30 protein-coding genes are annotated in these 25,606 nt (G+C 63.4%); 15 read left to right on the top strand and 15 right to left on the bottom strand.

The genetic code is table 11. From position 1 onward, the window contains the following. Window positions 1–38: 38 nt before the first annotated feature. Window positions 39–371 carry a LysR substrate-binding domain-containing protein gene (locus LH365_RS10750; protein WP_226743631.1) on the bottom strand — a complete coding sequence of 111 codons (333 nt, stop codon included), beginning with the start codon at window positions 369–371 and terminating at the stop codon, window positions 39–41. 44 nt (window positions 372–415) lie between these two features. Here LH365_RS10750 and LH365_RS10745 point away from each other — a divergent pair, with 44 nt between their 5' ends. Further along, a complete protein-coding gene (locus tag LH365_RS10745; protein WP_226743630.1) occupies window positions 416–562 on the top strand; it encodes a hypothetical protein in 147 nt (48 codons plus the stop codon). Between the two features lie 289 nt (window positions 563–851). On the opposite strand, the gene LH365_RS10740 is transcribed toward LH365_RS10745, so the two are convergent. The 3 genes from LH365_RS10740 to miaA all read right to left on the bottom strand — a co-directional run bounded on the left by LH365_RS10740 (window position 852) and on the right by miaA (window position 5,040). Then, window positions 852–2,663 carry an IlvD/Edd family dehydratase gene (locus LH365_RS10740; RefSeq protein WP_226743629.1) on the bottom strand — a complete coding sequence of 604 codons (1,812 nt, stop codon included), beginning with the start codon at window positions 2,661–2,663 and terminating at the stop codon, window positions 852–854. A gap of 108 nt (window positions 2,664–2,771) precedes the next feature. Further along, window positions 2,772–3,923, bottom strand: a complete 1,152-nt coding sequence (locus LH365_RS10735; RefSeq protein ID WP_226743628.1) for an aldose epimerase family protein — start codon at window positions 3,921–3,923, stop codon at window positions 2,772–2,774. A gap of 244 nt (window positions 3,924–4,167) precedes the next feature. Further along, window positions 4,168–5,040 (bottom strand): tRNA (adenosine(37)-N6)-dimethylallyltransferase MiaA, encoded by an 873-nt coding sequence (gene miaA / locus LH365_RS10730; protein ID WP_226743627.1) that lies wholly within the window; start codon window positions 5,038–5,040, stop codon window positions 4,168–4,170. Window positions 5,041–5,111: 71 nt separating this feature from the next. Between miaA and LH365_RS10725 the strand changes: the two genes are divergently transcribed. The 4 genes from LH365_RS10725 to LH365_RS10710 all read left to right on the top strand — a co-directional run bounded on the left by LH365_RS10725 (window position 5,112) and on the right by LH365_RS10710 (window position 7,999). Then, on the top strand, window positions 5,112–6,212 hold the full coding sequence (locus LH365_RS10725) for an Mrp/NBP35 family ATP-binding protein (protein WP_226743626.1): 1,101 nt from the start codon (window positions 5,112–5,114) through the stop codon (window positions 6,210–6,212). 59 nt (window positions 6,213–6,271) lie between these two features. Then, window positions 6,272–6,562, top strand: coding sequence for a type II toxin-antitoxin system RelB/DinJ family antitoxin (locus LH365_RS10720; protein WP_226743625.1), 291 nt, complete (start codon window positions 6,272–6,274; stop codon window positions 6,560–6,562). After that, window positions 6,559–6,837 (top strand): type II toxin-antitoxin system RelE/ParE family toxin, encoded by a 279-nt coding sequence (locus tag LH365_RS10715; protein ID WP_226743624.1) that lies wholly within the window; start codon window positions 6,559–6,561, stop codon window positions 6,835–6,837. The genes LH365_RS10720 and LH365_RS10715 overlap by 4 nt, the downstream gene beginning before the upstream one ends. Before the next feature lie 70 nt (window positions 6,838–6,907). Beyond that, window positions 6,908–7,999, top strand: a complete 1,092-nt coding sequence (locus LH365_RS10710) for an NADH:flavin oxidoreductase (protein ID WP_226743623.1) — start codon at window positions 6,908–6,910, stop codon at window positions 7,997–7,999. A gap of 51 nt (window positions 8,000–8,050) precedes the next feature. Here LH365_RS10710 and LH365_RS10705 read toward each other — a convergent pair whose 3' ends face one another. Together LH365_RS10705 and LH365_RS10700 are read right to left on the bottom strand one after the other, a co-directional pair. Continuing rightward, a complete protein-coding gene (locus LH365_RS10705; protein ID WP_226743622.1) occupies window positions 8,051–8,569 on the bottom strand; it encodes a dihydrofolate reductase in 519 nt (172 codons plus the stop codon). 182 nt (window positions 8,570–8,751) lie between these two features. Beyond that, complete coding sequence (locus tag LH365_RS10700; protein WP_226743621.1) at window positions 8,752–9,558, bottom strand: thymidylate synthase; 807 nt, start codon at window positions 9,556–9,558, stop codon at window positions 8,752–8,754. A 58-nt stretch (window positions 9,559–9,616) separates the two neighbouring features. On the opposite strand from LH365_RS10700, the gene ilvC reads away from it, so the two are divergent. The 3 genes from ilvC to LH365_RS10685 are packed head-to-tail and all read left to right on the top strand — an operon-like array spanning window position 9,617 to window position 11,291. Continuing rightward, window positions 9,617–10,615, top strand: coding sequence for a ketol-acid reductoisomerase (gene ilvC, locus LH365_RS10695; RefSeq protein WP_226743620.1), 999 nt, complete (start codon window positions 9,617–9,619; stop codon window positions 10,613–10,615). A gap of 20 nt (window positions 10,616–10,635) precedes the next feature. After that, window positions 10,636–10,881: a YiiX/YebB-like N1pC/P60 family cysteine hydrolase gene (locus tag LH365_RS10690; RefSeq protein ID WP_226743619.1), complete on the top strand. Its 246-nt coding sequence runs from the start codon at window positions 10,636–10,638 to the stop codon at window positions 10,879–10,881. Next, entirely contained in the window at window positions 10,878–11,291 is a 414-nt protein-coding gene (locus LH365_RS10685) for a YiiX/YebB-like N1pC/P60 family cysteine hydrolase (RefSeq protein ID WP_255606586.1), read from the top strand. Before LH365_RS10690 ends, LH365_RS10685 begins: the two co-directional genes overlap by 4 nt. A 38-nt stretch (window positions 11,292–11,329) precedes the next feature. Here the strand turns inward: LH365_RS10685 and dapD are convergent, their stop codons facing one another. From dapD to argB, 5 genes are all read right to left on the bottom strand, one after another. Beyond that, window positions 11,330–12,190 (bottom strand): 2,3,4,5-tetrahydropyridine-2,6-dicarboxylate N-succinyltransferase, encoded by an 861-nt coding sequence (gene dapD, locus LH365_RS10680; RefSeq protein WP_107871911.1) that lies wholly within the window; start codon window positions 12,188–12,190, stop codon window positions 11,330–11,332. Window positions 12,191–12,254: 64 nt separating this feature from the next. Then, window positions 12,255–13,076: a DUF2145 domain-containing protein gene (locus LH365_RS10675; RefSeq protein WP_226743617.1), complete on the bottom strand. Its 822-nt coding sequence runs from the start codon at window positions 13,074–13,076 to the stop codon at window positions 12,255–12,257. Between the two features lies 1 nt (window position 13,077). Next, window positions 13,078–13,419, bottom strand: coding sequence for a hypothetical protein (locus LH365_RS10670; protein WP_226743616.1), 342 nt, complete (start codon window positions 13,417–13,419; stop codon window positions 13,078–13,080). An 89-nt stretch (window positions 13,420–13,508) separates the two neighbouring features. Continuing rightward, window positions 13,509–14,159, bottom strand: coding sequence for a pyrimidine 5'-nucleotidase (locus LH365_RS10665; protein WP_226743615.1), 651 nt, complete (start codon window positions 14,157–14,159; stop codon window positions 13,509–13,511). Between the two features lie 186 nt (window positions 14,160–14,345). Continuing rightward, window positions 14,346–15,284 (bottom strand): acetylglutamate kinase, encoded by a 939-nt coding sequence (gene argB, locus LH365_RS10660; RefSeq protein ID WP_226743614.1) that lies wholly within the window; start codon window positions 15,282–15,284, stop codon window positions 14,346–14,348. 163 nt (window positions 15,285–15,447) lie between these two features. On the opposite strand from argB, the gene LH365_RS10655 reads away from it, so the two are divergent. Beyond that, window positions 15,448–15,864, top strand: coding sequence for a cupin domain-containing protein (locus LH365_RS10655; protein WP_226743613.1), 417 nt, complete (start codon window positions 15,448–15,450; stop codon window positions 15,862–15,864). Window positions 15,865–16,003: 139 nt separating this feature from the next. Then, window positions 16,004–17,152, top strand: coding sequence for a calcium:proton antiporter (locus tag LH365_RS10650; protein ID WP_226743612.1), 1,149 nt, complete (start codon window positions 16,004–16,006; stop codon window positions 17,150–17,152). 172 nt (window positions 17,153–17,324) lie between these two features. Here LH365_RS10650 and rpmE read toward each other — a convergent pair whose 3' ends face one another. Then, window positions 17,325–17,549 (bottom strand): 50S ribosomal protein L31, encoded by a 225-nt coding sequence (rpmE, locus tag LH365_RS10645; protein ID WP_107870893.1) that lies wholly within the window; start codon window positions 17,547–17,549, stop codon window positions 17,325–17,327. A 132-nt stretch (window positions 17,550–17,681) separates the two neighbouring features. Here rpmE and LH365_RS10640 point away from each other — a divergent pair, with 132 nt between their 5' ends. The 3 genes from LH365_RS10640 to LH365_RS10630 all read left to right on the top strand — a co-directional run bounded on the left by LH365_RS10640 (window position 17,682) and on the right by LH365_RS10630 (window position 21,304). After that, the gene (locus LH365_RS10640) at window positions 17,682–19,532 is read left to right on the top strand and encodes an ABC transporter transmembrane domain-containing protein (RefSeq protein WP_226743611.1); all 1,851 of its coding nucleotides are present in this window, start codon (window positions 17,682–17,684) and stop codon (window positions 19,530–19,532) included. A gap of 276 nt (window positions 19,533–19,808) precedes the next feature. Next, window positions 19,809–20,657, top strand: a complete 849-nt coding sequence (locus LH365_RS10635) for an SDR family NAD(P)-dependent oxidoreductase (protein WP_226743610.1) — start codon at window positions 19,809–19,811, stop codon at window positions 20,655–20,657. Next, complete coding sequence (locus LH365_RS10630; protein WP_226743609.1) at window positions 20,657–21,304, top strand: TetR/AcrR family transcriptional regulator; 648 nt, start codon at window positions 20,657–20,659, stop codon at window positions 21,302–21,304. Before LH365_RS10635 ends, LH365_RS10630 begins: the two co-directional genes overlap by 1 nt. Window positions 21,305–21,567: 263 nt before the next feature. Here LH365_RS10630 and LH365_RS10625 read toward each other — a convergent pair whose 3' ends face one another. Both LH365_RS10625 and efp read right to left on the bottom strand, forming a co-directional pair. Then, window positions 21,568–22,362, bottom strand: coding sequence for an inositol monophosphatase family protein (locus LH365_RS10625; protein ID WP_226743608.1), 795 nt, complete (start codon window positions 22,360–22,362; stop codon window positions 21,568–21,570). A 165-nt stretch (window positions 22,363–22,527) separates the two neighbouring features. Then, window positions 22,528–23,097 (bottom strand): elongation factor P, encoded by a 570-nt coding sequence (efp, locus tag LH365_RS10620; protein WP_107870883.1) that lies wholly within the window; start codon window positions 23,095–23,097, stop codon window positions 22,528–22,530. A gap of 179 nt (window positions 23,098–23,276) precedes the next feature. Between efp and LH365_RS10615 the strand changes: the two genes are divergently transcribed. Continuing rightward, a complete protein-coding gene (locus LH365_RS10615; protein ID WP_226743607.1) occupies window positions 23,277–23,966 on the top strand; it encodes a hypothetical protein in 690 nt (229 codons plus the stop codon). Between the two features lie 99 nt (window positions 23,967–24,065). Further along, window positions 24,066–24,815 (top strand): SDR family oxidoreductase, encoded by a 750-nt coding sequence (locus LH365_RS10610; RefSeq protein ID WP_226743606.1) that lies wholly within the window; start codon window positions 24,066–24,068, stop codon window positions 24,813–24,815. Here the strand turns inward: LH365_RS10610 and thiE are convergent, their stop codons facing one another. Continuing rightward, window positions 24,816–25,433, bottom strand: a complete 618-nt coding sequence (gene thiE, locus LH365_RS10605; RefSeq protein ID WP_226743605.1) for a thiamine phosphate synthase — start codon at window positions 25,431–25,433, stop codon at window positions 24,816–24,818. Between the last annotated feature and the right edge of the window lie 173 nt (window positions 25,434–25,606).

Genomic DNA, 25,606 nt, shown 5'->3' with positions numbered 1-25,606 from the left:
ATTTTGCGCGTATTCGACATGTGGCGCCGAAAAACTTGTCAGGTGAAGACTATGCGTTCGCTCAGGAAGTCGAGAAAGACGCGGATGCGGCCCGGCATATGGGTCTGCCGGCCCTGACCCAGCCAGACGGCGTGCATTTCCTCTGTTTCACCGGTGTTGAAGGCATCGAGTACGGACACCAGCCGTCCGGCGGCGATGTCGTCGCGGACCATGAAATCGGCCATATAGGCCAGTCCGAGCCCATCCAGAACCGTGGCCAGCAGGCTTTCGCCGTCGCTGATCTTCAGATTGCCGGTGACGGGATATTCGCGTACCTCGCCATCGACGCGAAACGGCCAGCCGCTGCACCCGGACGATCTCGTGCGGCACAATCTGCAATATCGCCTGTGCGGTGGCGGCCAATTACGGATTGCTGATGACGGCGCGGGTGGTGCCGGCGGAGCGCCGGGCTTCGGCCATCGCCACCATGATCGGGTCCATGCTTGCCCTGTTCGCGGTTTTGGCGCGGATGCCGCTGGCTTTGCATAGTCAGGTGCTGGCGGTGGTGCAGGTGGCGGAGTGATTTTACTTATACCTCCCTGCACGAAGTGCGGGGAGGGGGACCGTCGAGCGCAGCGAAGATGGTGGTGGGGTGTCTTTAAATACGTCAACCCGCTTTGTGTGTTGTCAATCAGCAAGAACCCCCACCCCCACATCTCACTCACTACGTTCGCTCGTGCGGTCCCCCTCCCCACCGGAGGTGGGGAGCTATGATAGAAGTGAAACGAATAAACCGCCGGAGTGGGAAACTCCGGCGGTTTTTTTGTTCCCGGTATCGGGTGCGGGGACGGTGCCCCTGCGAACCTTCAAGCCTAGTGGTTGTCGCGCGGAACGCCGACACCTACCTGAGCGATGCGCTGATACTTGACGGCGTTTTCGAGCACCATCCCCGAACCCATCTGACCGACGACGCCACGCTGCATTTCCTGCCACGGCGTCTGGTGCGCCGGGTACTGGAAGCCGCCGGCGGCTTCGAGGGCGGCGCGGCGCTCGGCGATTTCGGCGTCCGAGATCTGTACGTTGACGGTGTTGGCGTTGAGATCGACGCGCACCATATCGCCCGTTTTCAGGATGGCGAGGTTGCCGCCCGCCGCGGCTTCCGGGGAGGCGTTGAGGATGGAGGGCGACCCCGACGTACCCGACTGACGACCGTCGCCGATGCAGGCCAGCGAGGTGACGCCGCGCTTCAGCAGGTAGTTCGGCGCGCGCATGTTGACGACTTCGGCGGCGCCCGGATAACCGATGGGGCCCGCGCCGCGCATGAACAGGATGCAGTGTTCGTCGATGGCGAGCGACTCGTCGTCGATGCGGTGGTGATAGTCTTCCGGACCGTCGAAGACGATGGCGCGGCCGGTGAAGGCGTTGGGCGAGGCCGGATCGGACAGGTAGCGTTCACGGAACTCAGGCGAGATGACAGAGACCTTCATGACGGCCGAGTCGAACAGGTTGCCCGACAGGACGCGGAAGCCGGCGGCCAGCTTGAGCGGCTGCTCGAACGGGCGGATGACGCGCTCGTCCTCGATGATGGCGTTGCGGCAGTTTTCGCCGATGGTCTTGCCGTTGACGGTCAGGGCGTTCTCGTAGATCAGGCCCTGCTTTATGAGCTGACCCACGACGGCGGGGACGCCGCCGGCGTGGTGGTAGTCTTCGCCGAGATATTCACCGGCGGGCATCAGGTTGACCAGCAGCGGCACCTCTTCGCCGTACTGCTGCCATTCCTCGACCTTCAGTTCCACGCCGATGTGGCGGGCCAAGGCGTTGAGGTGGATCGGGGCGTTGGTCGAGCCGCCGATGGCCGAATTGACGCGGATGGCGTTGATAAAGGCCTCTTTGGTCAGGATGTCCGAGGGCTTCAGGTCTTCGTGGACCATGTCGACGATACGCTTGCCGGTGCGGTAGGCGCATTCCTGACGGTCGCGGTGCGGGGCCGGGATGGCGGCCGAATAGGGGAGTTGCATACCCAGCGCTTCGGCCAGGCTGTTCATGGTCGTCGCCGTGCCCATGGTGTTGCAGTAGCCGGTCGACGGGGCCGAAGAGGCCACGAGCTTGATGAAGCCCTGATAGTCGATCTCGCCGGCGGCCAGCAGTTCGCGGGCCTTCCACACGATGGTGCCCGAACCGGTGCGCTCGCCCTTGTACCAGCCGTTGAGCATGGGCCCGACGCTGAGGGCGATCGCGGGGATGTTCACGGTGGCGGCGGCCATCAGGCAGGCCGGGGTCGTCTTGTCGCAGCCGATGGTCAGCACCACGCCGTCCAGCGGGTAGCCGTAGATGACTTCGACGAGGCCGAGATAGGCCAGGTTACGGTCGAGGCCGGCGGTCGGGCGCTTGCCCGTTTCCTGAATCGGGTGGACCGGGAATTCCAGCGGGATGCCGCCCGAAGCGATAATGCCGTCGCGGATCTGCTTGGCCAGTTCAAGGTGGTGGCGGTTGCACGGGCTGAGGTCCGAACCGGTCTGGGCGATGCCGATGATCGGCTTGTCCGACTGCAGTTCCTCCAGCGACAGGCCGAAGTTCATGTAGCGCTCAAGATAGAGCGCGGTCATGTCGGCGTTTTCGGGATTGTCGAACCAGGCGCGCGAGCGGAGCTTGGTCTTGGAGCGGGGGAGGCGGCTGTCGGACATCGGTGTGTGGGTCTTTACTTTTAAAGCGCCTGCCGGATTGAGCCGGAGGACGCGACGAACAATAGCTCAATGACGCTTCCGCTCAAGGCAGCGGAAGCGTCATTGAAATCACTTGGCGACGAAGATGTGGTGGACCGTCGTCTGGGTGTAGGTTTCGCCGGGGTTCAGACGGGTCGTCGGGAACTGAGGCTGGTTGGGGCTGTCGGGGAAGTGCTGGGCTTCGAAGGCCACGGCGTCGCCCATGCGGGTGACCTGACCGTTACGGCCCGGCACCTTCCCGTCGAGGAAGTTGCCGGTATACATCTGGATGCCCGGCTCGGTGGTGAGGATTTTCAGGCCGCGGCCCGACTTGGCGTCGATCAGGGTGACGGCGGGCTTCGGCGTCTTGGTCACGCCGCCGCGCAGGACGTAGTTGTGGTCGATGCCGAGGCCGACGAGGATCTGGGGGTCGCGGGCGTCGCGCACGCGGTCGTTGATCACGGCGGGCTTGGTGAAGTCGAACGGCGTGCCTTTCACCGGGGCGATCTTGCCGGTCGGGATGGCGGTGTCGCTGGTCGGCAGGTAGCCGTCGGCTTCGAGTTGCAGCGAGGCGTCGAGCGCCGAACGGCCCGAACCGACGCCGCCCAGATTGAACAGGGCGTGGTTGGTCAGGTTGACCACGGTCGGCTTGTCGGTCGTGGCCTTGTACTTGATGGTCAGGTCGTTGGTTTCGCTGAGCGAATAGGTGACCTCGACCTTCATCGTGCCGGGGTAGCCTTCCTCGCCGTCGGGCGAGGTGTAGGTGAAGGTGGCCGAGGCTTCGCCGGTCTTGCCGCCGCTCTTGACCGAGGCGAGCGTCCAGTTGACCTTGTCCCAGCCCTTCAGGCCGCCGTGCAGGTGGTTGCCGTTATTGTTGGTGGCGAGGCTGTATTCCTTGCCGTCCAGTGTAAACTTGCCCTTGGCGATGCGGTTGGCGTAGCGGCCGACGGTGACGCCCAGATATTGCGGAGTCTCGACATAGCCCTTGAGGTCGTCGTAGCCGATGGTGATTTCAGCCGTTTTGCCGGCGCGGTCCGGGGCCCACAGGGATTGCAGGGTGGCACCATAGGTGATGACCTTGGCCGAAACGCCTTTGGAATTCTTCAGCACCACGGCCTTGACCTCGGCACCGTCGGCTAGCTTGCCGAAGGTTTCGCTGGTGGCGGTGGCCGCGTGGGCGATGTTGACGCCCGCAAGCGTCATGATGAGGGCGCAGAGCGCCGTGGAGGTGCGGAATTTCATGGCTTTCAGGCCTTTCCCATCAAAGAGCTTTTTGCGTTTCCCGTAATCTTTTTGGCACCGGTTACGCCGTATGCCACAGGGTCTGATTAAACCCTGCTTTTTAGTCAGACAATAGGAAAAATGCGGCGGCGTAAATTATATGACAAAAACCAGGGGCGGAGATTTCGGTTATTCATTTATCGCGCACGGGTGGGCTTTCACGCGCCGGGTCTCCGGTCAAGGGTAAGCGTTGTCGCGCCCGGAGTCAGGAATGGTTCAAGATGAACTGATTACCGAAGAAGGTCGTCTGGCGCTTGGCGTAGTTGCGGGTCTTCTGCCTGGCCAGATCGCGGGCGGCGTCGAGCGTCATCTCGCCTTTCAGATGCGCCCACAGTTCCGGCAGACCCAGCACGCGCAGGATCGGCCAATCCGGTTGTAACCCGGCGGCCATCAGGGCGCGAACCTCGTCCAGCGCGCCGCGTTCCAGCATCAGGTCGAAACGCCGGTCGCAGCGGTCATAGAGCCAGTCGCGGTCAGGCTTGAGGATGTCGAAACGGTAACGGCCTGCGGGCAGGACGGGGTAGGTGTCGGCCTGCCAGTCGCTCAAGGACCGGCCCGTCTGCCACACCACTTCCAGCGCGCGGCACAGGCGCTGGCGGTCGTTGGGGGCCAGTCGCGCCTCGGTGACCGGGTCGAGCGTGCGCAGGTGTTCGCGCACCAAGGCCTCGCCCTGTGCGTCATAGGTGCGGCGCGCGCGGTCGCGCACCTCATCGTCTATCGGCGGGATTTCGGCCAGACCGCGCACCAGAGTCAGGAAATAAAGCCCCGTGCCGCCGACGATGCACAGCGGCGTGTCGCCACTCAGCGCCGCCACAATAAAGGGCTGGGCGGCGCGCAGCCAGTCGCCGGTCGACCATTGCTGATCGGGCGACAGAAAGCCGTACAGTTCGTGGCGGGCCTGCGCGCTTTCCGCCGCGTCGGGGCGGGCGGTGAGGATCGGCACGTCGGCGTACAACTGCATCGAATCGGCATTGAGTATCACCCCGCCGGTCGTCGCCGCCCAATCGAGCGCGCGCGCCGTCTTGCCCGACGCCGTCGGGCCGCCCAGCAACAGAATGTGAGGTTCAGGCGTCGGCATGGTCTGCAAAAGGGGTTGTCTCGTTCCTATTTGAGCCTATAGGGCGCACAGCAGTTATTCGAAAGACAATTATGGCCGATCTCGACAAGCAACAGGTACTCGACGCGCTGGATTCGATCATCGATCCGGTGAGCGGGCAGGGCCTTACCACCGCGGGACTGGTGCGCGGCCTGACCGTGTCGGCGACGCGGGCGGGCTTCATGCTGGAGGTGCCGGCGGCCGATGTCGAACGCTACGCCCAGGTGCGCGAGGCCGCCGAAGGCGTGCTGTACAGCCTGCCCGGCATCGAAAAGGCGCAGGTGGTCCTGACCGCCGAAGTCGCGGAACCGCATGCACCACGCCCTGGTCCGCAGGCCAAGCTGTCGCCGCAGGCCGCCGATCAGGGCAAACCCAAGGCCCCGGTGGCCACGGCACGTCCGGATCATGTGAAGCACGTCGTCGTTGTCGGTTCGGGCAAGGGCGGGGTGGGCAAATCCACCGTGTCGCTCAATCTGGCCCTCGGTTTGAAGACGCTGGGGCTTAATGTCGGCTGGCTCGATGCGGATATCTACGGGCCGTCGGGGCCGGTCATGCTGGGACTCAATACGCCGCCCTCGTTCAGCGAAGACAAGAAGATGCTGCCGCCGCTCGCCTTCGGTCTGAAGGTCAATTCGGTCGGGTTTCTGGTCGATCCCGATCAGGCGATGATCTGGCGCGGGCCGATGGCGTCGCAGGCCCTGACCCAGCTTTTGACCCAGACCCAGTGGGGGACGCAGGCGCAACCGCTCGACGTACTGATCGTCGACCTGCCGCCGGGCACGGGCGACGTGCAACTGACCCTGACGCAGAAGACGGTGATCGACGGGGCGGTGGTCGTGTCCACGCCGCAGGACATGGCGCTGATCGATGCGCGCCGCGCCGTGACCCTGTTCGACAAGACGCAAATTCCCGTTCTGGGGATCGTTGAGAACATGGCCTATTTCATGGGCGCCGACGGCACGCCGATCGAGATTTTCGGTCGGGGCGGGGCGAAAAAGATGGCCGAGACGCTGGAACGCCCCTTCCTCGGCGAAGTGCCGCTCGATCCGGCTCTGCGTCAGGCTGCCGACAGCGCCAACCCGCTGCGCGACGGCCCCGTGGCGGAGCGGTTTGCGGAGATGGCGAAGGTGCTGTGGGCGCAACTGGCTTTGTAACAGGTTGCTGGTCTTTGTCGTTCAATTGAAGTACAATGGCCGTGAAAGGCAGGAGTCCTATGGCGGCGAGCGAAGTGGTACAAGCGCGGATCGATCGTGCGATCAAGGAACGGGCGGGCGCCGTCCTCAGCCAGATGGGGCTGACGGTTTCCGACGCCGTGCGTATCCTGCTGACGCGTATTGCCAATGAAGGAACCCTGCCGGCCGGGTTGACCGTCGATCCGGAAACCTATGACGCCTGGTTACGGGCTAAGGTGCAGGAGGCCATGAACGATCCGCGGCCTCTGGTCTCCCATGACGAGGCCAAGGCGCGCATGGCCGCGCTCAGGGCGGATGCTCTGCGAAAATGATGATCCAATGGTCCGCGCGGGCGCTGAACGACCGTATTCAGACCTTTCAATTCATCGCGCAGGACAGTGTCGCGGCGGCGGTCAGGGTGGATGAAGCTGTGGAAGCCGCCGCGGAACACTTGATCGACTTTCCGGACAGCGGTCGACCCGGCCGGGCGAGGCGCACGCGCGAATGGGTGCTGAATGGCCTGCCGTACCTGCTTATCTACACGGTCGAAGGCGATGCGATAGTGATCTGGCGCGTTCTGCACACCTCACGGCTGTGGCCCGAATAGTGCGGGTGTCTTGCACCTGCGAAATACGTAACCATATCAGCTTCGATTACCATTTTGACCGGAGCCCCATATGTCGCTCGATACCCTGTTTTCGCCCTTTGCCCTGAAGTCGCTCGCCCTGAAGAACCGCGTGGTCATGGCCCCCATGACGCGGGAGTTCTCGCCCGGTGGGGTGCCGACCGACGACGTCGCCGCCTACTATGCGCGCCGGGCCGAAGGCGGAGTGGGGCTGCTGCTGACCGAGGGCACGGTGATCGAGCGCCCGGCCTCCAAGAACGAGGCCAACATCCCCAACTTCTTCGGTGACGCCCTGCCGGCCTGGGGCAAGGTGGTCGAGGCCGTCCATGCGAAGGGCGGGCGGATCGCGCCGCAGATATGGCACACCGGGGCCGCCGCTTCGCGTGGCGACTACGATCCGCAGCCCAAGCAGAGCCCGTCGGGCATCGCGCTGGACGGTACGGAAAAGTGGGCGCCGATGACCGACGCCGACGTGGCCGACAGCATCGCCGCCTTTGCGCGTGCCGCGGGTGACGCCAAAAAGCTGGGCTTCGACGCGGTGGAACTGCACGGCGCGCACGGCTATCTGATCGACGAATTCTTCTGGGATCGCACCAACCGGCGCACCGACCAGTGGGGCGGCGCGACCATCGGCGAGCGCACCAAATTCGCCGCCGAGATCATCAAGGCCGTTCGCGCTGAGGTCGGGGCCGACTACCCGCTGATCATCCGTATTTCGCAGTTCAAGGGCGGGGTTTACGACGCGAAGGTCACGCACACGCCGCAGGAACTGGAAGACTGGGTGCGTCCGTTGCTCGATGCCGGGGTAGACGTCATCCACGCTTCGCAGCGCCGCTTCTGGGAGCCGGAATTTGAAGGTTCGGACCTCAATTTCGCCGGCTGGGTCAAGAAGCTCACCGGCGCGACGGTGATCACCGTGGGCAGCGTCGGTCTGGCCGACGACTTCATCAACTTCTTTGGCGGGTCCGAAGCCAGCCCGCAGGGGATTGACGAACTGCTGCGTCGTCTCGATCGCGGGGAGTTTGATCTGGTGGCCGTCGGTCGTGCGCTTCTGGCCGATCCGCAGTGGCTGAACAAGATCCGCGACGGGCGGCTGGAAGACGTCAAGGCGTTCGACCGTTCGGCACTGGCGACCTTGGCGTAACGCCCCCTCACCCGGCGCTCCGCGCCACCCTCTCCCTCAAGGGAGAGGGGCTTATTTCTTCCGCTCATAGACCTTCAGCGTGAAGTCGTAATCGTCGCCATCGGCCTTGGGGCAGAATTCCGATTTCACCTCGTCCCACTGGGCCGGATCGATCTCCGGGAACAGGGCGTCGCCGTCCAGCGTCGTGTGGACCAGCGTCACATAGAGCCGGTCGGCCCTGGGCAGGGTCTGTTCGTAGATATTGGCGCCGCCGATGACCACGACCTCTTCCGCGCCATCGTCGGCCGCGTGCTCACGCGCGATGTCCAGTGCCTCGAACAGCGAGCCGCAGACGATGCCGCCTTCGGCCTCGAATTTCAGATCGCGCGAGCAGACGAGGTTCAGCCGTCCCGGCAGCGGCTTGCGCGGCAGCGAGTCCCAGGTGTTCGAGCCCATGATGAGGGGTTTGAACTGCGTGATGGCCTTGAACATCTTCAGGTCGGATTTCAGATGCCAGGGCAGGGTGTTGTCGCGGCCGATGACGCGGTTTTCGCTCATGGCGACGATCAGGCTGAGAAGGGGTTTGGGCATGTCTGTCTTTCATTCCTCCCTGACTTGTCGGGGAGGGGGACCGCACGAACTTGCGAAGCAAGTGAGATGTGGTGGTGGGGTTTCTTTCTAAATTTTAGCGGGTGGATAGATCGCAAGAACCCCCACCACCCCGCCCTATCGGGCGCGGTCCCCCTCCCCAGCAAGCTGGGGAGGTATGATTTCTAAACCGCCACAGCCGCTTTCAGCGCCGGGTGGGATTGATAATCGATCAGTTCGAGATCGGCATAGTCGAAGCCGAACAGGTCTTTCTTGTCGGCCAGTTTCAGCGCCGGGAAAGGCAGGGGGTCGCGCGTTAACTGGGTGCGCGCCTGTTCCACATGGTTCAGATACAGGTGCACGTCGCCGAAGCTGTGCACGAAGTCGCCCACCTGGAGGCCCACGGCCTGCGCCACCATGTGCGTCAGCAGGGCGTAGGAGGCGATATTGAACGGCACGCCGAGGAAGATGTCGGCCGAACGCTGATAAAGCTGGCACGACAGCTTGCCGTCAGCGACGAAGAACTGGAACAGGCAGTGGCATGGCGGCAGGGCCATGTCGTCGACTTCCGACGGGTTCCACGCCGAAATGACGTGGCGGCGCGAATAGGGATTGGTTTTCAGATTCTCGACCAGTTGCGCCATCTGGTCGATGCTGCGCCCGTCGGGAGCGGCCCATGACCGCCATTGCTTGCCATAGACCGGGCCGAGGTCGCCGTTTTCGTCGGCCCATTCGTCCCAGATGCTGACCTTATGGTCGTGCAGGTATTTGACATTGGTGTCGCCGCGCAGAAACCACAGAAGCTCGACCGCCACCGATTTGAAGTGCACCTTCTTGGTGGTCAGCAGCGGAAAGCCCTTCGACAGGTCGAAGCGGATCTGCCGCCCGAACAGGCCGATCGTGCCGGTGCCCGTGCGGTCCATGCGAGTCACGCCGTTGTCCAGAAGATCGCTCAGCAGATTGAGATACTGATATTCAGGGTGTCGGTGCATGACGGGCTGCTCTATAGGGAAGACGATTCTGGCTCGATTATAGTGAGGAGCGCCGCCCATGTCATTGCCCGTCTACTACGACCGCGACTGCGATCTCAGCGTGATCCGCGGCAAGCGGCTCCTTATCATCGGTTACGGCTCGCAAGGGCGCACTCAGGCGCTCAATGCCCGCGATTCTGGCGTGACCGATATTCGCGTGGCACTAAAGCCCGGTTCGGCGACGCGCGATAAGGCGGCGGCGGATGGCTTTGCGGTGGTGACGGTCGAGGACGGCGTGCGCTGGGCCGAGGTGATCGTGGTCCTGACCTCCGACGAGGCGCATCAGGCCCTATTCCGCGATCAGGTCGGACCGAACCTGCGCGCCGGTCAGGCGCTTATTTTCGCGCATGGTCTGTCGGTCAATTTCGGGCTGGTGACGCCGCCGGTGGATGTCGATGTGCTGCTGGTCTCGCCCAAGGGTATCGGTCCGCGCATTCGCGACCTTTATGAGGCGGGCGAGGGCGTCTTCTGCCTGTTCGCGGTGCAACAGGACGCGACGGGCGCGGCCAGGTCCATCGGCCTGTCGTTCGCGGCGGCTCTGGGCTGTGGGCGCAAGGGCATTCTCGAAACGACGATGAAGGCCGAGTGCGAAAGCGATCTGTTCGGTGAGCAGGCGGTCTTGTGCGGCGGGACGCGCGAACTGGTGACGACGGCGTTCGATACGCTGGTCACGGCGGGTTATCCGCGCGAGGTGGCGTGGTTCGAGACCTGTTACGAGCTGAAGCTGGTCGTCGATCTTCTCTGGGAGCGCGGCATGTCCGGCGGCTTCGAGAAGATTTCCAACACGGCGGAATACGGGGCCTATCTGACCGGTCCGCGCGTCATCGGCGACGCATCGAAGGCGGCGATGGACGCCGTGCTGAAGGACGTGCAGTCGGGCGATTTCGTGCGGGCTCTGATGAAGGATTATGACGCCGGGGCGGTCGATCTGAAACGCCGCCGCGCGGCTCTGGCCGACAATGCGCTGGATGAGACCAAGCGCTATCTGGACGGCGTGGCAGGTTCTGCTAAACTCTGAACAAAGTTCAGGGGACGGCAATGAAAATCTGGCGATGGGCGGGCACGGCGGCGCTTATTCTTCTGATGGTCGGTCTGGTCCGGTGGTTCTGGCCCATGCCGGACCTGCGTGACGGCGACCTGATTTTCCAGACTTCGCGCAGCCAGCAATCAAAGGCCATTCTGGTCGCCAGCCGTAGCCTTTACACCCACATGGGCATCGTCAAACACACTTCATCCGGTTGGATGGTGGTCGAAGCCGTCGGACCGGTAAAGGAACGCCTTTGAGGGAGTGGAGGCAGCGCGGCAAGTTCGCGCGTATCGCCGTCTATCGTCCGAAAGGCCTGACGGCCGGTCAGACAAGGCAGGTCTTTACCGAAGCCAGGCGCCTTTATGGGCGGCCTTACGACGTTTACTTTTCATTCGAAAATCGCGCTATCTATTGTAGCGAACTGGCCTATCTCGCCTACGATGCAGCCGGGATCGAACTGGGGGAGCGTCAGAGGATTGGTGATCTCGGCGTGCTCAAGGGCCCGGCGAAGGACCTGATTGCCAAACGCGCCGCAGGCGATCCGGAATGTCGGGGTCTGGATCGTGAGGCCTGCATCGCCAGGGTGCTGGCGCGTGAGTTGGTGACGCCGGTGAGCATCGCGCGCGACCGCAACCTGAAGAAGGTTTATTCGAACTATCCGATATAAAACACCCTCCGCTGCGCGGCAGCGGAGGGTGAAATTTTTTAGTCCCGCAGCAACTCATTGATGCCGGTCTTGCTGCGCGTCTGGGCATCGACGCGCTTGACGATGACGGCGCAGTAGAGGTGCGGCGCGTTGGGGTTCTTGTCGTTGGCCGACGGCATCGAGCCGGCGACGACCACCGAATAGGGCGGGACTTCGCCGTAGAAGACCTCGCCCGTGGCGCGGTCGACGATGCGGGTCGACTGACCGAGATAGACGCCCATGCCCAGCACCGAGCCTTCGCGCACGATCACGCCTTCGACCACTTCGGAGCGCGCGCCGATGAAGCAATTGTCTTCGATGATGGTCGGGTTGGCCTGCAGCGGCTCAAGCACGCCACCGATGCCGACGCCGCCCGACAGGTGGACGTGCTTGCCGATCTGGGCGCAGGAGCCGACCGTGGCCCAGGTGTCGACCATTGTGCCTTCGCCGACATAGGCGCCGATGTTGACGAACGACGGCATCAGCACGACATTCTTGCCCACGAACGCGCCGTGACGGACGATGGCGCCCGGCACCGACCGGAAGCCGGCGTCCTGATAGTCTTCGGCCTTCCACTTGGCGAACTTGTTCGGCACCTTGTCCCAGAAGGGCCCGATGGGGGCTTCTTCGAACAGGCCGCGGCCCGTGTGCATTAACTGGTTGCCGTTGAGGCGGAAGGACAACAGCACGGCTTTTTTCAGCCACTGGTGCGTGACCCATTGGCCGTCGATCTTTTCAGCGACACGGAAGCGGCCGTTGTCGATCAGGCCCAGCGCCTTTTCGACGGCGTCGCGCACCGAGCCGGTGGTGGACGGCGACAGGGTGTCGCGGATTTCCCAGGCGGCTTCGATATCGTCGTGGAAGGCGGCGAGGTCGGACATGGCGGCTCTCATAAGGTCTGTCAAAGAAGGAATGACAGCGCCTTAGGACGATACGTCCGAGGGATCAAGGAATATTGCGCTTAATAACGTAGGCTTCGCTTGCCAATCCGCGTTCCAGCATGAAGGCCGACAGGCTCTCATAGGTCGCCGTGCGGATCGGGCCGGGGTGGTCGTCGGTCCTCAGCCGCGCATCGGCCATCGGCCCCAATGTGCGTTGCAGGAATCCGGCCTTGACGGTGGTCGGGGTGAACCATTTGCCGAGATTGGCCTTGATCTGCGGATAGGACTCCGTCTCCCACGCCGCGGACGCGACCACGTCCAGCAGGAACTCGACGCAGTTCTGGTATTTCGCATCCAGCGGGTTCGACACCAGCGAATAGTCGGTAATGTGCAGATGCTCATAGTCAGGCGAGCCGATCAGGGCTTTCAGCCGCCGCTGCATTTCCGGCGTCGGGATGATCACGCCGACATCGTCTTCGGCGGAGACAATGGCGAAGTTGAGCGGGAAGTCCTGCTTCAGATAGGAACGGCTGACCGGCAGGGTCTTTCCGTCGCCGTGATAGAGATTGTAGACCGCATAGCCCTGAAGCGTGCGCCCATCGTTCGTCGTGATGTCGCTATGGACCCAGAAGGCCCCATGCGTATAGGCGATGCCGGGCGGCAGCTTGTCGTGCGGGCGGCTGGTGCGGAAGACGATGGCCACCCGCGCGCCCTTCGCCGCCAGATCCTGTTCGATCTGTTTGCCGAAGGCGGCGGCGTCCGGAGCGCTCAGGTGGGGTTTGGCCCCGGCGGCGCTGTCGCCGGACTCGTCACCGGCCGATGCCGCGCCGGGAAGCAGCAGGCCGGAGATGGCCAGGGAGCCTGCGATCAGCGCCGCCCGGAACATCTTACTGCGCTTTCTTTTGAGGCTTTTCCGCCTCGCGCGGCACGTCAGGGGCGTCCTGCGCTACAACGGTTTCCGGGCTGACCCTCAGCGGTTTGTTGGCTTCGTCCCACACGGCCTCGCCGGAGTCGCGGAGAGCCGCGCCGGTGCTTTCGGCGGACGCGCCCACGGCGACGAAGGGCAGGGCGGCGCTGCCGGCCACGACCATCACGCCCGCGCCGGACAGTTCGGCGGTGGCTTCGGCGGAGTTGGCCGAGGCCCTGGAGGCGTTTTCAAGGCTGTCCTGCGCGGCGGCGGGCAGGGCGATAGCAGACGCGAACAGGATAAGGGCAATCGGTTTGAACATGACCATGATCTCCGTGACACGCCTGTGAACGGCGTTCAATGAACATGGTTCATATTTCTGAATGCGTCAAGCTAAATTTTGAACGCGGTTCAATTTTCAAGGAACGCTTTCAGCGACGCGGCGCGGATATGCACGAAATCGTCGGCATTGGCTGCGGCGTGCGGCCCCACCAGAATGGTCGTCATGCCCAGTTGGTGCGCGGGCTTGAGGTTCTTGGGGCTGTCTTCGAAAAAGGCCGTCTCCGGCCCGGTCACCGCGTGCTTCTGCATCATGCGGTGGAAGGTGACGAGGTTGGGCTTGGGGATCAGATCGGCATGGCCCAGATGGAAGACGTCCTCGAACAGCGGCGTCATCTCCAGCTTGTCCAGTATGCGATAGGCGTGCTTCTCGTCGCCATTGGTGAAGACCAGCTTGCGGCCGGGCAGGGCGGTGATGGCGTCGTTCAGCGCCAGGTCGGGGATCAGCCCGTCCAGCGACACGTCGTGCACCTCGTTCATGAAGGCGTAGGGTTCGATATTGTGATAGGCCATCAGGCCCGCCAGCGTCGTGCCGTGCTCGTAAAGGTATTTCTTCTGGAGCGTGCGGGCCTCTTCGCGCGGCAGGCCCGTTTGACGCATGACGAAATCGGTCATGCGCCCTTCGACCAAGGCCATGACCTCGGCTTCGGGCGGATAGAGGGTGTTGTCGAGATCGAACAGCCAGGTGGAGACGTGCGGGAGGTTTTGAACGTGCGGGCTCATGCCGCATGTTTCGGCGTTTTTCGTTAGGGTTTCAAGCTATTTCATCCTCCACTGTAGCAAAGCGTACGGGGGAGGTGGCAGGACGCATAGCGGACTGACGGAGGGGGTGAAAAAGGGCGGTAACGCCCCCTCCGTCTGCTCATTTCATTCGCATCCACCTCCCCCGCTTCGCAGGGGAGGAGAGACTTAATCCCGCGTGATCAGCGTGCCGGCACCGTGTTCGGTGAACAGCTCGACCAGCATGGCGTGCGGGCGGCGGCCATCGAGGATGACCACGGCTTCCACGCCTGCGTCGATGGCGGCAATGGCGGTTTCGAGCTTGGGGATCATGCCGCCGACGGCGACGCCGGTCTCGATCAGGGCCTTGGCTTCCGACACCGTCATCTGACGGATCAGGTTTTTCTCGCCGTCCAGCACACCGGCGATGTCGGTCAGCAGCAACATGCGCTTGGCGTTCATCTTGCCCGCCACCGCGCCGGCCACCGTGTCGGCATTGATGTTGTAGGTCGCGCCGTCTTCGGCCACGCCGATCGGGGCGATGACCGGCACATAGTCGTGCTCCAGGTCGCCGATCAGGGTGCGCAGCAGCTTGTCATCCACGCGCTTGGGCTCACCGACAAAGCCGAGATCGACGACCTGTTCGATCATCGAATCCGGATCTTTCTTGAGGCGCGTGGCCTTTTCGACGGTGATCAGGCTGGCGTCCTTGCCCGACAGGCCGACGCCGCGCACATCGGCTTCCTGACCGGCGCGCGTGATCCACGAAGCGATTTCCTTGTTCACCGCGCCCGACAGGACCATTTCGGCGATTTCCATGGTTGCTTCGTCGGTGACGCGCAGGCCGTCGATGAAGGTCGATTTGACGCCCGCGCGGCCCAGCATGGCCGAAATCTGCGGCCCGCCGCCGTGGACGACGATCGGGTGGATGCCGAGAAGCTTAAGCAGCACGATGTCCGAGGCGAAGATGCGCGCGGTTTCTTCCTGACCCATGGCGTGCCCGCCGTATTTCACCACGACGATTTCGCGGTCGTAGATCTGGATGAAGGGCAGGGCTTCGGCGAGCGTTTTGGCGGTGGCCCAGCCGTTTTCTTCGATGGTTTCGGTCGTGGCGGTCTGAATGATCATTTCAGGAAGACTTACCCCGGTTACACCTGACGGCGTATCAGCAAAAGGTGACAGTACGATGAGCGCGCGCATTACAGGATATGCGACGGCGTGTCATCAGCGTTTTGCGGGGACATCCGGGCAAAATTCGCGCTAGGCTCACCTGTTATGGATGGAGACAGATATGACCGACGCCCGCGCCCTGATCGCTGCGCTTGATCTCAAACCGCACCCGGAAGGCGGGCACTATGCCGAAACCTTCCGTGACAACCTGACCGGCGGACGCGGGGCGTCGTCGGCCATCTATTACCTGCTGCAGGCGGATGAGCGTTCGCATTGGCATCGCATTGATGCGGTCGAGGTCTGGCACTATTACGCCGGCGCGCCGCTGAGGCTCAGTCTGCACCAGGAAGGGCGGGGATGGGAGGTCGTGCTGGGGCCGGACGTGCTGGACGGTCAAAGGCCGCAGGCGGTGGTGCCGGTCGGGGGATGGCAGAGCGTGGTGAGTCTGGGTGACTGGACGCTGGTGGGGTGCACCGTCGCGCCGGGGTTTGATTTTGCCGGATTTGAAATGGCGCCGCCGGGGTGGGCGCCGGAATGATTGAGGGAGAAGAAAAGGAAATATCGCCGATTCCACAAGTTAAGGTTTGAACCGGCGGCAGGGGTGCCCTATTTCTGGATGAGGCCTGTCGATCCTTCCGGGCCGTACAACAATTTCCAAAAAGGAGCCCAGCGACATAATGCCCAAAAACCAGGGTGAAACCCCAAACGTCCATCCGCAAGCGCCGAGCGGTGCGTCCCATGCCAAGAGCGTCAAGGTCCTGCCGCTATGGACCCTGATCGTGCCGTTCCTCGGGCTGGTGGCCTATCTGGCGCATCTGTCCTATCTGGGGCTGGGGGGCGTGATCGGGGCGGCGGTCATCATGATGGGCTGCGTTCTGGCGGCGGTTCACCATGCCGAGGTCGTGGCACACCGTGTGGGCGAGCCGTTCGGTACGCTGGTTCTGGCTATCGCGGTCACGATCATCGAGGTATCGCTGATCGTGTCGCTGATGCTGTCGGGATCGGGCGACACGACGACGCTGGCGCGCGATACGGTCTTCGCCGCCATCATGATCATCATTAACGGCATTGTCGGCCTGTGTCTGCTGGTCGGCGGGGTGCGCCACCACGAACAGCGCTTCGTGCTCAAGGGCGTCAGTTCGGCCCTATGCGTGCTGGCGGCCATGGCGTCGCTGTCGCTGGTCCTGCCGAATTTCACCTCCACCGTGGCCGGGCCATTCTTCTCGCCGTCGCAACTGATCTTCGTCGCCGTGGTGTCGCTCATCCTCTACGGGGCGTTCGTTCTGGTGCAGACGGTGCGCCACCGCGACTATTTCCTGCCGTCGGGCGAAGGCGACCTCAAGCAGGACGACCATGCCGCGCCGCCGACGCTGAAGGAAACCTGGATCGCCTTCGGTGTGCTGATCGTGGCGCTGATCGGCGTGGTGCTGCTGGCCAAGAGCCTGTCGTCGCATATCGAAAAGGCGGTGATCGGGGCGGGCCTGCCGCTGGCCGTGGTCGGTGTGCTGATCGCCGCGCTGGTTCTGGCCCCGGAAAGCCTCGCCGCCATCAAGGCCGCGCGACGGAATCGTCTTCAGACCAGCCTCAATCTGGCGCTGGGCTCGGCGCTGGCGACTATCGGCCTGACCATCCCCGCTGTGGCGGTCCTCAGCGTGTTCATGGGCTGGCCGCTGTCTCTGGGGCTCGACACCAAGTCGATGGTCCTGCTGCTGCTGTCGTTTATCGTGTCGATCTTCTCGCTGGGCACGGGCCGCACAACGGTGTTGCAGGGCGTGACGCATCTGGTGATCTTTGCAACCTATCTGTTCGTGACGATCGTGCCTTAACTCAGTCCCTCTCCCTTGAGGGAGAGGGTGGCGCGAAGCGCCGGGTGAGGGGGACGGTCGGAGTTGCTGGCTCCCCCTCACCCCGGCCCTCTCCCTCAAGGGAGAGGGGGTAGTAAAAAACCGGCCCAGTTGCCTGAGCCGGTTTTCAAATTCTGCAACACTGTGCGGAAGCTTACTTCTTCAAGAAGCCGCCGAACTTGTTGTTGAAGCGCGACACGCGGCCGGCGCGGTCGAGCAGGGTCGACGAGCCGCCGGTCCACGCCGGGTGCGTGCGGGGGTCGATGTCGAGGTTCAGGACAGCGCCTTCCTTGCCGTAGGTCGAGCGGGTCTGATAGGACGAACCGTCGGTCAGCGTAACCGTGATCCAGTGATAGTCGGGGTGACCGTCTTTTTTCATCTCTATGTGTCCTTAAAAACGTCCGGCCAGCAGGGATGCGGACGCGAAGAAAGGTGAAGCCGTTAAGGCGAAGCGCGGCTCATACCGTAAGCGGCGTTGCGGCGCAAGCCATAACGCATTAAATGCCGTGACATGAACGCACAGACCCCGACGCATACCGACGCCGACGCCCTCAAAGACCGCCCCGGAACGGGCGCCGAACTGGTGGGGCAGATCAATTCTGCCGCCGCCGGGCGCGAAAAGACCCGCGACCTCAAGCCGCTGATGCGCCTGTGGCCGTACATCGCGCGTCAGAAAGTCGACGCGCTCTTCGCCCTGTTCTTCCTGCTGCTGTCGTCCGGAGCGACCCTGGCCCTGACCGGGGCGTCGCGGTATCTGATCGACAACGGCTTCGGCTCGCAGGACGGGGCGCAACTGAACCTGTGGTTCGGGGTGATGGCGGGGGTGGCGCTGGTGCTGGCTCTGGCGACGGCGCTGCGCTACTTCTACATCACCAAGCTGGGCGAGCGCGTGGTGGCCAACCTGCGCAAGGACGTATTCAGCCATATTCTCGGCCTCGATCCGGGCTTCTTCCTGAAAATCCGCACGGGCGAGGTGATTTCGCGCCTGACGACCGACCTGCAGATTGTCGATACGCTGGTTTCCACCTCGATCTCGGTGGCGCTGCGCAACGGTATTTCCTTCGTCGGCGGATTGATCCTGCTGATGTTCGTCAGCCCCAAACTGACCCTGTTCGTGCTGTGCATCTTCCCGGTGGTACTGGTCCCACTGTTCACCTTCGGTAAGCGCGTGGGCAAGCTCACCCGACAAACGCAGGACAGCTTCGCCTCTGCCGTCGGCACGGCGGGCGAGACCCTGGACGCGCTCGAAACCGTGCAGGCCTTCGTGCGCGAAGACTATGCGCGCGGCCGGTTCGGCGAAGGGGTCGAGGCCTCGTTCAGGCATTCTTTGAAGCGCATGGGCGCGCGGGCCATGATGACGGCGCTGGTCATTTCGCTGGTTTTCGGCGGCATCGCCTTCGTGCTGTGGCTGGGGTCGCGCGCGGTTCTGGATGGCGAGATGTCGGAAGGCACGCTGATCCAGTTCGTCATGCTGTCGGTGCTGGTCGCGGGCTCGGTCGGCTCGCTGTCGGAAACCTGGGGCGACGTGCAAAAGGCCGCCGGGGCGATGAGCCGCATCGATGAACTGCTCACCGCGCAGCCGACCATCGTCGCGCCGGCCAACCCTCTGCCGCTGCCGGAACCGGCGCGCGGGGCGGTGGTGTTCGACGCGGTCGATTTTGCCTATCCGGCGCGCCCGGAACAGCCCGTTCTAAAGGGCTTTTCGCTGAGCGTGCAGCCGGGTGAGACCGTGGCGCTGGTCGGCCCTTCGGGGGCGGGCAAGTCGACCGTGTTCAAGCTGCTGCTGCGCTATTACGAACCATCAGCGGGGGCTATTGCGCTCGATGGCGTCGATATCGCCAGGGCCGATCCCAAGGCCGTGCGTCGCCGCCTGTCGCTGGTGGCGCAGGACGCCGCCCTGTTCTCGACCTCGCCGGCGGAAAATATCCGCTTCGGGCGCGAGGATGCGACCCTGGAAGACATCCGCGCCGCCGCGGCCAAGGCGCAGGCTCAACACTTTATCGAGGCCCTGCCGCAGGGCTTCGACTCGGCTTTGGGCGAACGTGCCAAGTCGCTGTCCGGCGGGCAGAAGCAGCGCCTGTCGATCGCCCGCGCTTTGGTGCGTCGGGCCCCGGTCCTGCTGCTGGACGAGGCGACCTCGGCGCTGGATGCCGAAAATGAGCGTCTGGTGCAGGACGCCCTGAACGAAGCCATGAGCGGGCGCACGACTCTCGTCATCGCGCACCGACTGGCCACCGTGCTTAAGGCCGACCGCATCGTGGTGATAGACGAGGGCCGCGTGGTCGAACAGGGCACGCACGACGAGCTGGTGGCGCAGGGCGGTTTGTATTCCCGTCTGGCGGAATTGCAGTTCGGCGTGTGAGCGAATTGTCGATGTGTCTGATTATCGACACATGTTACCGTTATTCGGTGAAGGTATCATAGGGCCGCGAAAGCGGGTGTAACCGGCAAAATTCTACTCTTTGGCGAAAAATTTTCCCCTTTAGACTCACGTATTTAACGGACTGAATACGTATTCATGTCTCCCTATCATTGATATACTGTACGTACAGTTTTATATAGCGCTCATCCGGAAGGTCCGTCCTCCGGTTGAGTTCGGCCGTCCTCCCCCGTACCGGCCCTGTCGGGATAGCGTACCGTGTCAAATGATCTGTTGGACCCCGGAGACGATATTGGCAACCGGGTATGGTTTATCGCCGGGGCCTGTCACGGCCTGGGGCGTGAGCTGGTGCGCGCTGCGCTCGAACGCGGCGACTTCGTGGTGGCCGCGGGCCGTCGCCCTGAAATCTTTGCCGAAGGGTTCGAGACCTATGCCCACACGCTGGTGGCGCTGGCTATGGACGCCGATGACGCCCATGAGGTGCGCGTCGCCGTCGACACGGCCATCCGCTGCTTTGGCCATATCGATATTCTGGTCAATAACGGCTGCGCCAGCCTGATCGGCGCGGTGGAAGAGGCCAGCGACCTTGAGGTCCGCCGCCTGTTCGAAGACAATCTGTTCGGCCTGCTCAGCGTCATGCGTGAAGTGCTGCCGCACATGCGCGAACGCCGCCACGGTCATGTGGTGACTCTGGCCTCCGGCTATCCGGATCAGGCGGCGGGCTTCGGCCTGACCCATGCCGTGCGCGGCGCGATCATCGGCCTGTCCGAGGCCATGACGCAGGAACTCAAGCCGCTGGGCATTCAGGTGACCACCGTCGATCCCGGCACGCTGGGCGGCCCTCAGGCGCGCGTCGTCGCGCGTCAGGTCATCGCCGACTACGACGCCCGCCTGGGGCCGGCGCGCCTGTGGCACGAAGAACTGGACGAGCTGGTCATGGCCAATCGCGCCAAGGCGGTGCTTAAGGCCATGGACCTTCCCAAAGGCCCAGGCCATCTGGTGCTGGGTGCACGCGCTTTTGAACGTGCGCTGCGCCGCCTTACCGCGCTTCAGGCCGAACTGTCGGCCTGGCGTAATCTCAGTCTGCTTAACTCCGAGGCCGCGTGATGACCATGGACACTACCTCTTCTCTCCCCGTAAAGCGCCCGCGCGGCCGGCCGCGTTCGGAAAGCGCGCGTGAACAGATCCTTCAGGCCACGCTGGGTCTGCTGGAAGCCGGCAATCTGCGCGACATCACCGCCGAGGCTATCGCCCGCAAGGCCGGCGTGTCCAAGGCGACGCTTTACAAATGGTGGCCGAACAAGCTGCACATCGCCTTCGACGCCTTCATGGCGCGGATGAGCGATGAGATCGTGGTGCCCGACACCGGTTCGTCCGAGCGCGATTTCCTGATGGCCATGCGCGACGCCATGTCGTTTTATTCGTCTGCCGCCGGTCGCACGCTGGCGCAACTGATCGCCGAAGGGCAGGGCGACGAAACCTTCAATCAAGCTCTGCTGGAAAGCTTCCTCAACCAGCGCCGCGAAGCCGTGGCGACAATCTGGCGGCGCGGCGTGGAACGCGGCGACCTGCGCGGCGACATCGACATGCAGATGGGCCTCGACCTGATCTACGGGCCGCTGATGTTCCGTTTCCTTGCCGGGCGCTTCCATATGATGAACACGGAAGAGGCCGACAAGCTGATCTCGATCGTCTTCCGCGGCATCGCGCCGGCGGTGCAGGTCACCGACCATGAAGTGCTGATCGACGCGTAAGGTGCCAGAGCGCAATCCGATAAAGTGGGCACCACTTTTCGGAAAAATTGCGCGACCTCAAAAACTTAGAGCGAGATGATGTTTCCACTTCAAATCATCTCGCTCTAAGCCCCAAATAAAAAGCCGCGCAGAGCGATCTGCGCGGCTTTTTTTGTTCAAATTGGAGGGGTTTGGAGTGCGCTAAGTATTTGTTCTGTCGCGCATTGATTCCAAAGACCGCTGCACACTTTTTTGGAAACGAAGTTCGGCGAAACCAATGCGCGCTACTTTGCCAGATTGAGCTTTTCCAGCAGTTGCGGATAGAGGTCGAGATTGGCCGCCAGCATTTCGCCGGTGACCAGCGGGGACTGATCGCCGTCCAGCGAGCCGATCTTGCCGCCCGCTTCGGTGATCAGCAGGGTCCCGGCGGCCATGTCCCACGGCTTCAGGCCGCGTTCCCAATAGCCGTCGACGCGACCGGCCGCGACCATGGCGAGGTCGAGCGAGCAGGCGCCCAGACGGCGGATGCCGGCGGTGCGCTGCATGATCTGATGCAGTTCCTTCAGGGCCTGAGCGTGGCCGGGCTTGCCCACGAAGGGCAGGCCGGTGGCGATCAGGCAGTCTTCCAGCACCTTGCGCGCCGACACGCGCAGGCGGCGGTCGTTGTGATAGGCGCCCTTGCCCTTTTCGGCCCAGTAGAGGTCGTTGGTGATGGGATTATAGGTCACGCCCGCGACGATTTCACTGTCGCGCTCAAGGGCGACCGTGCAGGCGAAGACCGGGATGCCGTGCATGAAGTTGGTGGTGCCGTCGATAGGGTCGACGATCCAGCGGTGCGTCTTGTCGGTACCTTCGCGCAGGCCTTGCTCTTCGCCCAGGAAGCCGTAGCCGGGACGCAGACGCAGCAGTTCCTCGAACAGGGCGGCCTCGACGCGCTTGTCGGCGGCGGTGACAAAGTCGCCGGGGCCCTTGCGCGAGACCTGAAGTTCGGTGATTTCGCCGAAGTCGCGGGACACGCCCTTGCACGCCTTGCGAATGGCGGCGACCATGGCCTGAATGAGGGCGGATTGAAGAACCATGTCAGGGCCTTTTAAAAAACACATCCTCCCCTGCGTGAGCGGGGGAGTTGGCCGGCGAAGTCCGGCCGGAGGGGGCGGTGCGACGGACGGGTTGCCCCCTCCGTCATTTCGCGACGCTCAATGCGACCTCCCTCGTATCGCTGCGCTCACAGGGGAGGAGGGGGGTTAGTCCGCGCGCTTCATATATTCGCCGTCGGCGGTCGAGACGACGATGCGTTCGCCCACGCCCATGAACGGCGGGATCATGACGCGCATGCCGTTGGACGCCTTGGCGGGCTTGTACGAAGACGAAGCGGTCTGGCCCTTGATGGTGGGCTCGGTTTCAACGACCTCAAGGATCACCGTGTCGGGCAGGGTGATCGAGATCGGGCGTTCGTCGTGGAATTCGAGAATGACGATCATGCCGTCGTGCAGATACTGGATCTGCTCTTCGCCGACCCAGTCCTTGTGCAGGCTGATCTGTTCGTAGTTTTCCTGATCCATGAAGACCAGCATGTCGCCGTCTTCGAACAGATACAGGTGATCCTTTTGCTCTAGCGTAACGCGGTCGACCGTGTCTTCGGAGCGCAGGCGCTCATTGAGCTTGGTGCCGGTGATCAGGTTCTTCAGTTCGACCTGAGCGAAGGCGCCGCCCTTGCCGGGCTTCACGTGCGCGGTCTTCACGACCGACCACAGGCCGCCCTGATATTCCAGAACCATGCCGGGTTTGATCGTATTGGCGTTAATTTTGGGCATAAGGATATGACTTGTCAAAGAGTAGGGGCCGCGACGGCCCGGAAAAGAAGGCTGAAAAGCTTGCGCGCGTTACTACACCCTTACCCCATGACTAGGCAAGGGGAGAGGGCGAGGGGGGAATCGACTTTTTATCCACGACGCCGCATGGTGCCTGTTCTGAAAATCGAAAGGTCCACGACATGTTGAGGCAAACCCGCCAATTCTTCTCTGGTGCAGCCGTTATGGCCCTGTTGAGCCTGTCGGCGTGCGGCAAGCCGGATCAGACGCCCGGAAACGGCAATGGCGCGGCGGCGGAATCGATCGCCGACAAGGGTGTGCAGGCCCTGTCCTGCGAAGGGCCGGTGGCGAAGGACGCCACGGCGGCGCAGCTTTTGAAAGCCTTTCCGCGGCAGTCGCGCGAAGAGACCATCCCTGGCCCCGAAGGCACGACTGAAAGCGCGGTGATCCTTTATCCCGACGACGCGGCGCGCAAGGTGGTGGTCACCTTCTGGGACGAGGACAAGACGCAGGTCGCCGATGTGCGCGTCGGCCGCGGCGCGGTGCAATGGTACGGCCCCGGCAATATCCGCGTCGGGTCGCCGCTCAAGGACGTCGAGGCCGCCAACGGCAAGGGTTTCGACCTCTATGGCTTTGAGTGGGACTACGGCGGTTACGCGGCGGACTTCAAGGGCGGGACATTGGGCATGATGCCGGGCGGCTGCGTGCTGGGCCTGCGCTTTGCGCCGCCGGAAAGCCATACGGGCCAACTGACCAGCGATATCGTCGGTGACACGCAGGTGCCGTCGGGCAATCCCAATCTCCAGTCGCTCCAGCCGGTGCTGGTCGAAATGTCGGTGGGCTGGCCGTCGCTTTCGGCGGGCGTGCAATAAGGCCGCCAATACCGGCGCCAATAACATCGCAAGAAACGGGGCGTATGCGACTGTGGTCCTGACTATGTCTGAGCCTCCATTTTCATACGGAGGTTCAACATGTCCATGCTGGCCAACAAGGTCGCTATCATCACCGGTGCGTCGTCGGGTATCGGCCGCGCCACAGCCGTGCGTTTCGCCGCGGAAGGTGCCGCGGTGGTGCTCAATGCGCGGGGCGAAGCCGCGCTTGAGGCCGTCGTGCGGGCTATACGTGCCCAAGGCGGTGAGGCCCAAGCCGTGACCGGCGATGTGGCCCTGCCGGCAACCCATGACGCCCTTGTCTCTATGGCTATGGAGCGCTTCGGCGGGCTCGACATTGCCATCAATAATGCGGGCACGGTCGGGGCGATGCGTCCCTTGGCAGAGATTACGCCCGACGAATGGCAGGTCACGCTGGGTGCCAATCTGACGGCGGCGTTTCTGGGGGCGCGGGCGCAGACACCGGCCCTGCTGGCGCGCGGCGGTGGGTCGATCGTCTTCACCTCCAGTTTTGTCGGCACCAGCGTCGGTCTGCCCGGTATGAGCGCCTATGGCGCGGCAAAGGCCGGTCTGATGGGGCTGGTCAAGGGGATTGCCGCCGACTATGCGGCGCAGGGCATCCGCGCCAATGCGCTCCTGCCCGGCGGCGTCGATACGGCGATGGCCGGGGATCAGGCGCAGAAGGACTGGGCGGCGGGGCTGCACGCCATGAAGCGCATCGCCAGACCCGAAGAGATCGCCGAGGCCATGCTGTTTCTGGCCGGTCCGATGTCGAGCTTCGTCACAGGTAGCGCTCTCTATGCCGACGGCGGCAATGCGGCGGTGAAATGACTAAAGCGCCGCCAGCAGCGCCTTGACGCCGGCGGCCGGGCCATCCGGGTGGTTCCACACCGCACCCGACACCGCGATGAAGTCGGCCCCGGCGGCGGAGACCTCGGCAGCATTGGCCGCGGTGATGCCGCCGATGGCCACGCAAGGCACTTCCATGCTTTCCTGCCAGATGGTCAGGGTCTCCAGTTCGGCCATGTGTTCGACGTCTTTGGTCGAGGTCGGGTAGAAGGCCCCGAAGGCCACGTAGTCGGCCCCGGATTCGGCGGCCTCCATGGCCAGATGGCGGCTGTTGTGGCAGGTGACGCCGATCATGGCCTCGGTGCCCAGCCGCTTGCGCGCGTCTTTGTACGGCGTGTCGGATTGACCCACATGCACGCCGTCGAGGCGCAGTTCCTTCGCCAGATCGACGTGGTCGTTTATCAGGACCGCCGTGCCGTGACGGTGCGCCACCGGCGTGATCAGTCGCGTCAGGGCGCGGATCTCATCGAGCGACACGTCCTTGAGACGGATTTGCAGCGCCGGCACCGGCCCCGCGGACAGGGTGTCCTCCAGCCCGCGTGCAAAGGCGGTGTGGTCGGCAATGGTCGGCGGCGTGATGAGATAGAGTTGCGAGGTCATGGGCCCGTCCTGCCTGAAAACGACTCGCGGGGCAAGTTTTTCATCCTCACCGGTTCATCCTCCCCTGCAACGCGGGGGAGGTGCCGAGCAAGCGTAGCGCGTCGAGGCGGAGGGGGCATTCTCCCCAATTTCGCCCCTTCCGTCATTTTTCGCTGACGCTCAAAATGCCACCT

The organism is Asticcacaulis sp. AND118 (genome assembly GCF_020535245.1).
In the GTDB taxonomy this organism is placed as follows: Bacteria; Pseudomonadota; Alphaproteobacteria; order Caulobacterales; family Caulobacteraceae; genus Asticcacaulis.
Note: the sequence above shows the minus strand (reverse complement) of the source record. Positions and strands in the feature narration are given on the sequence as shown.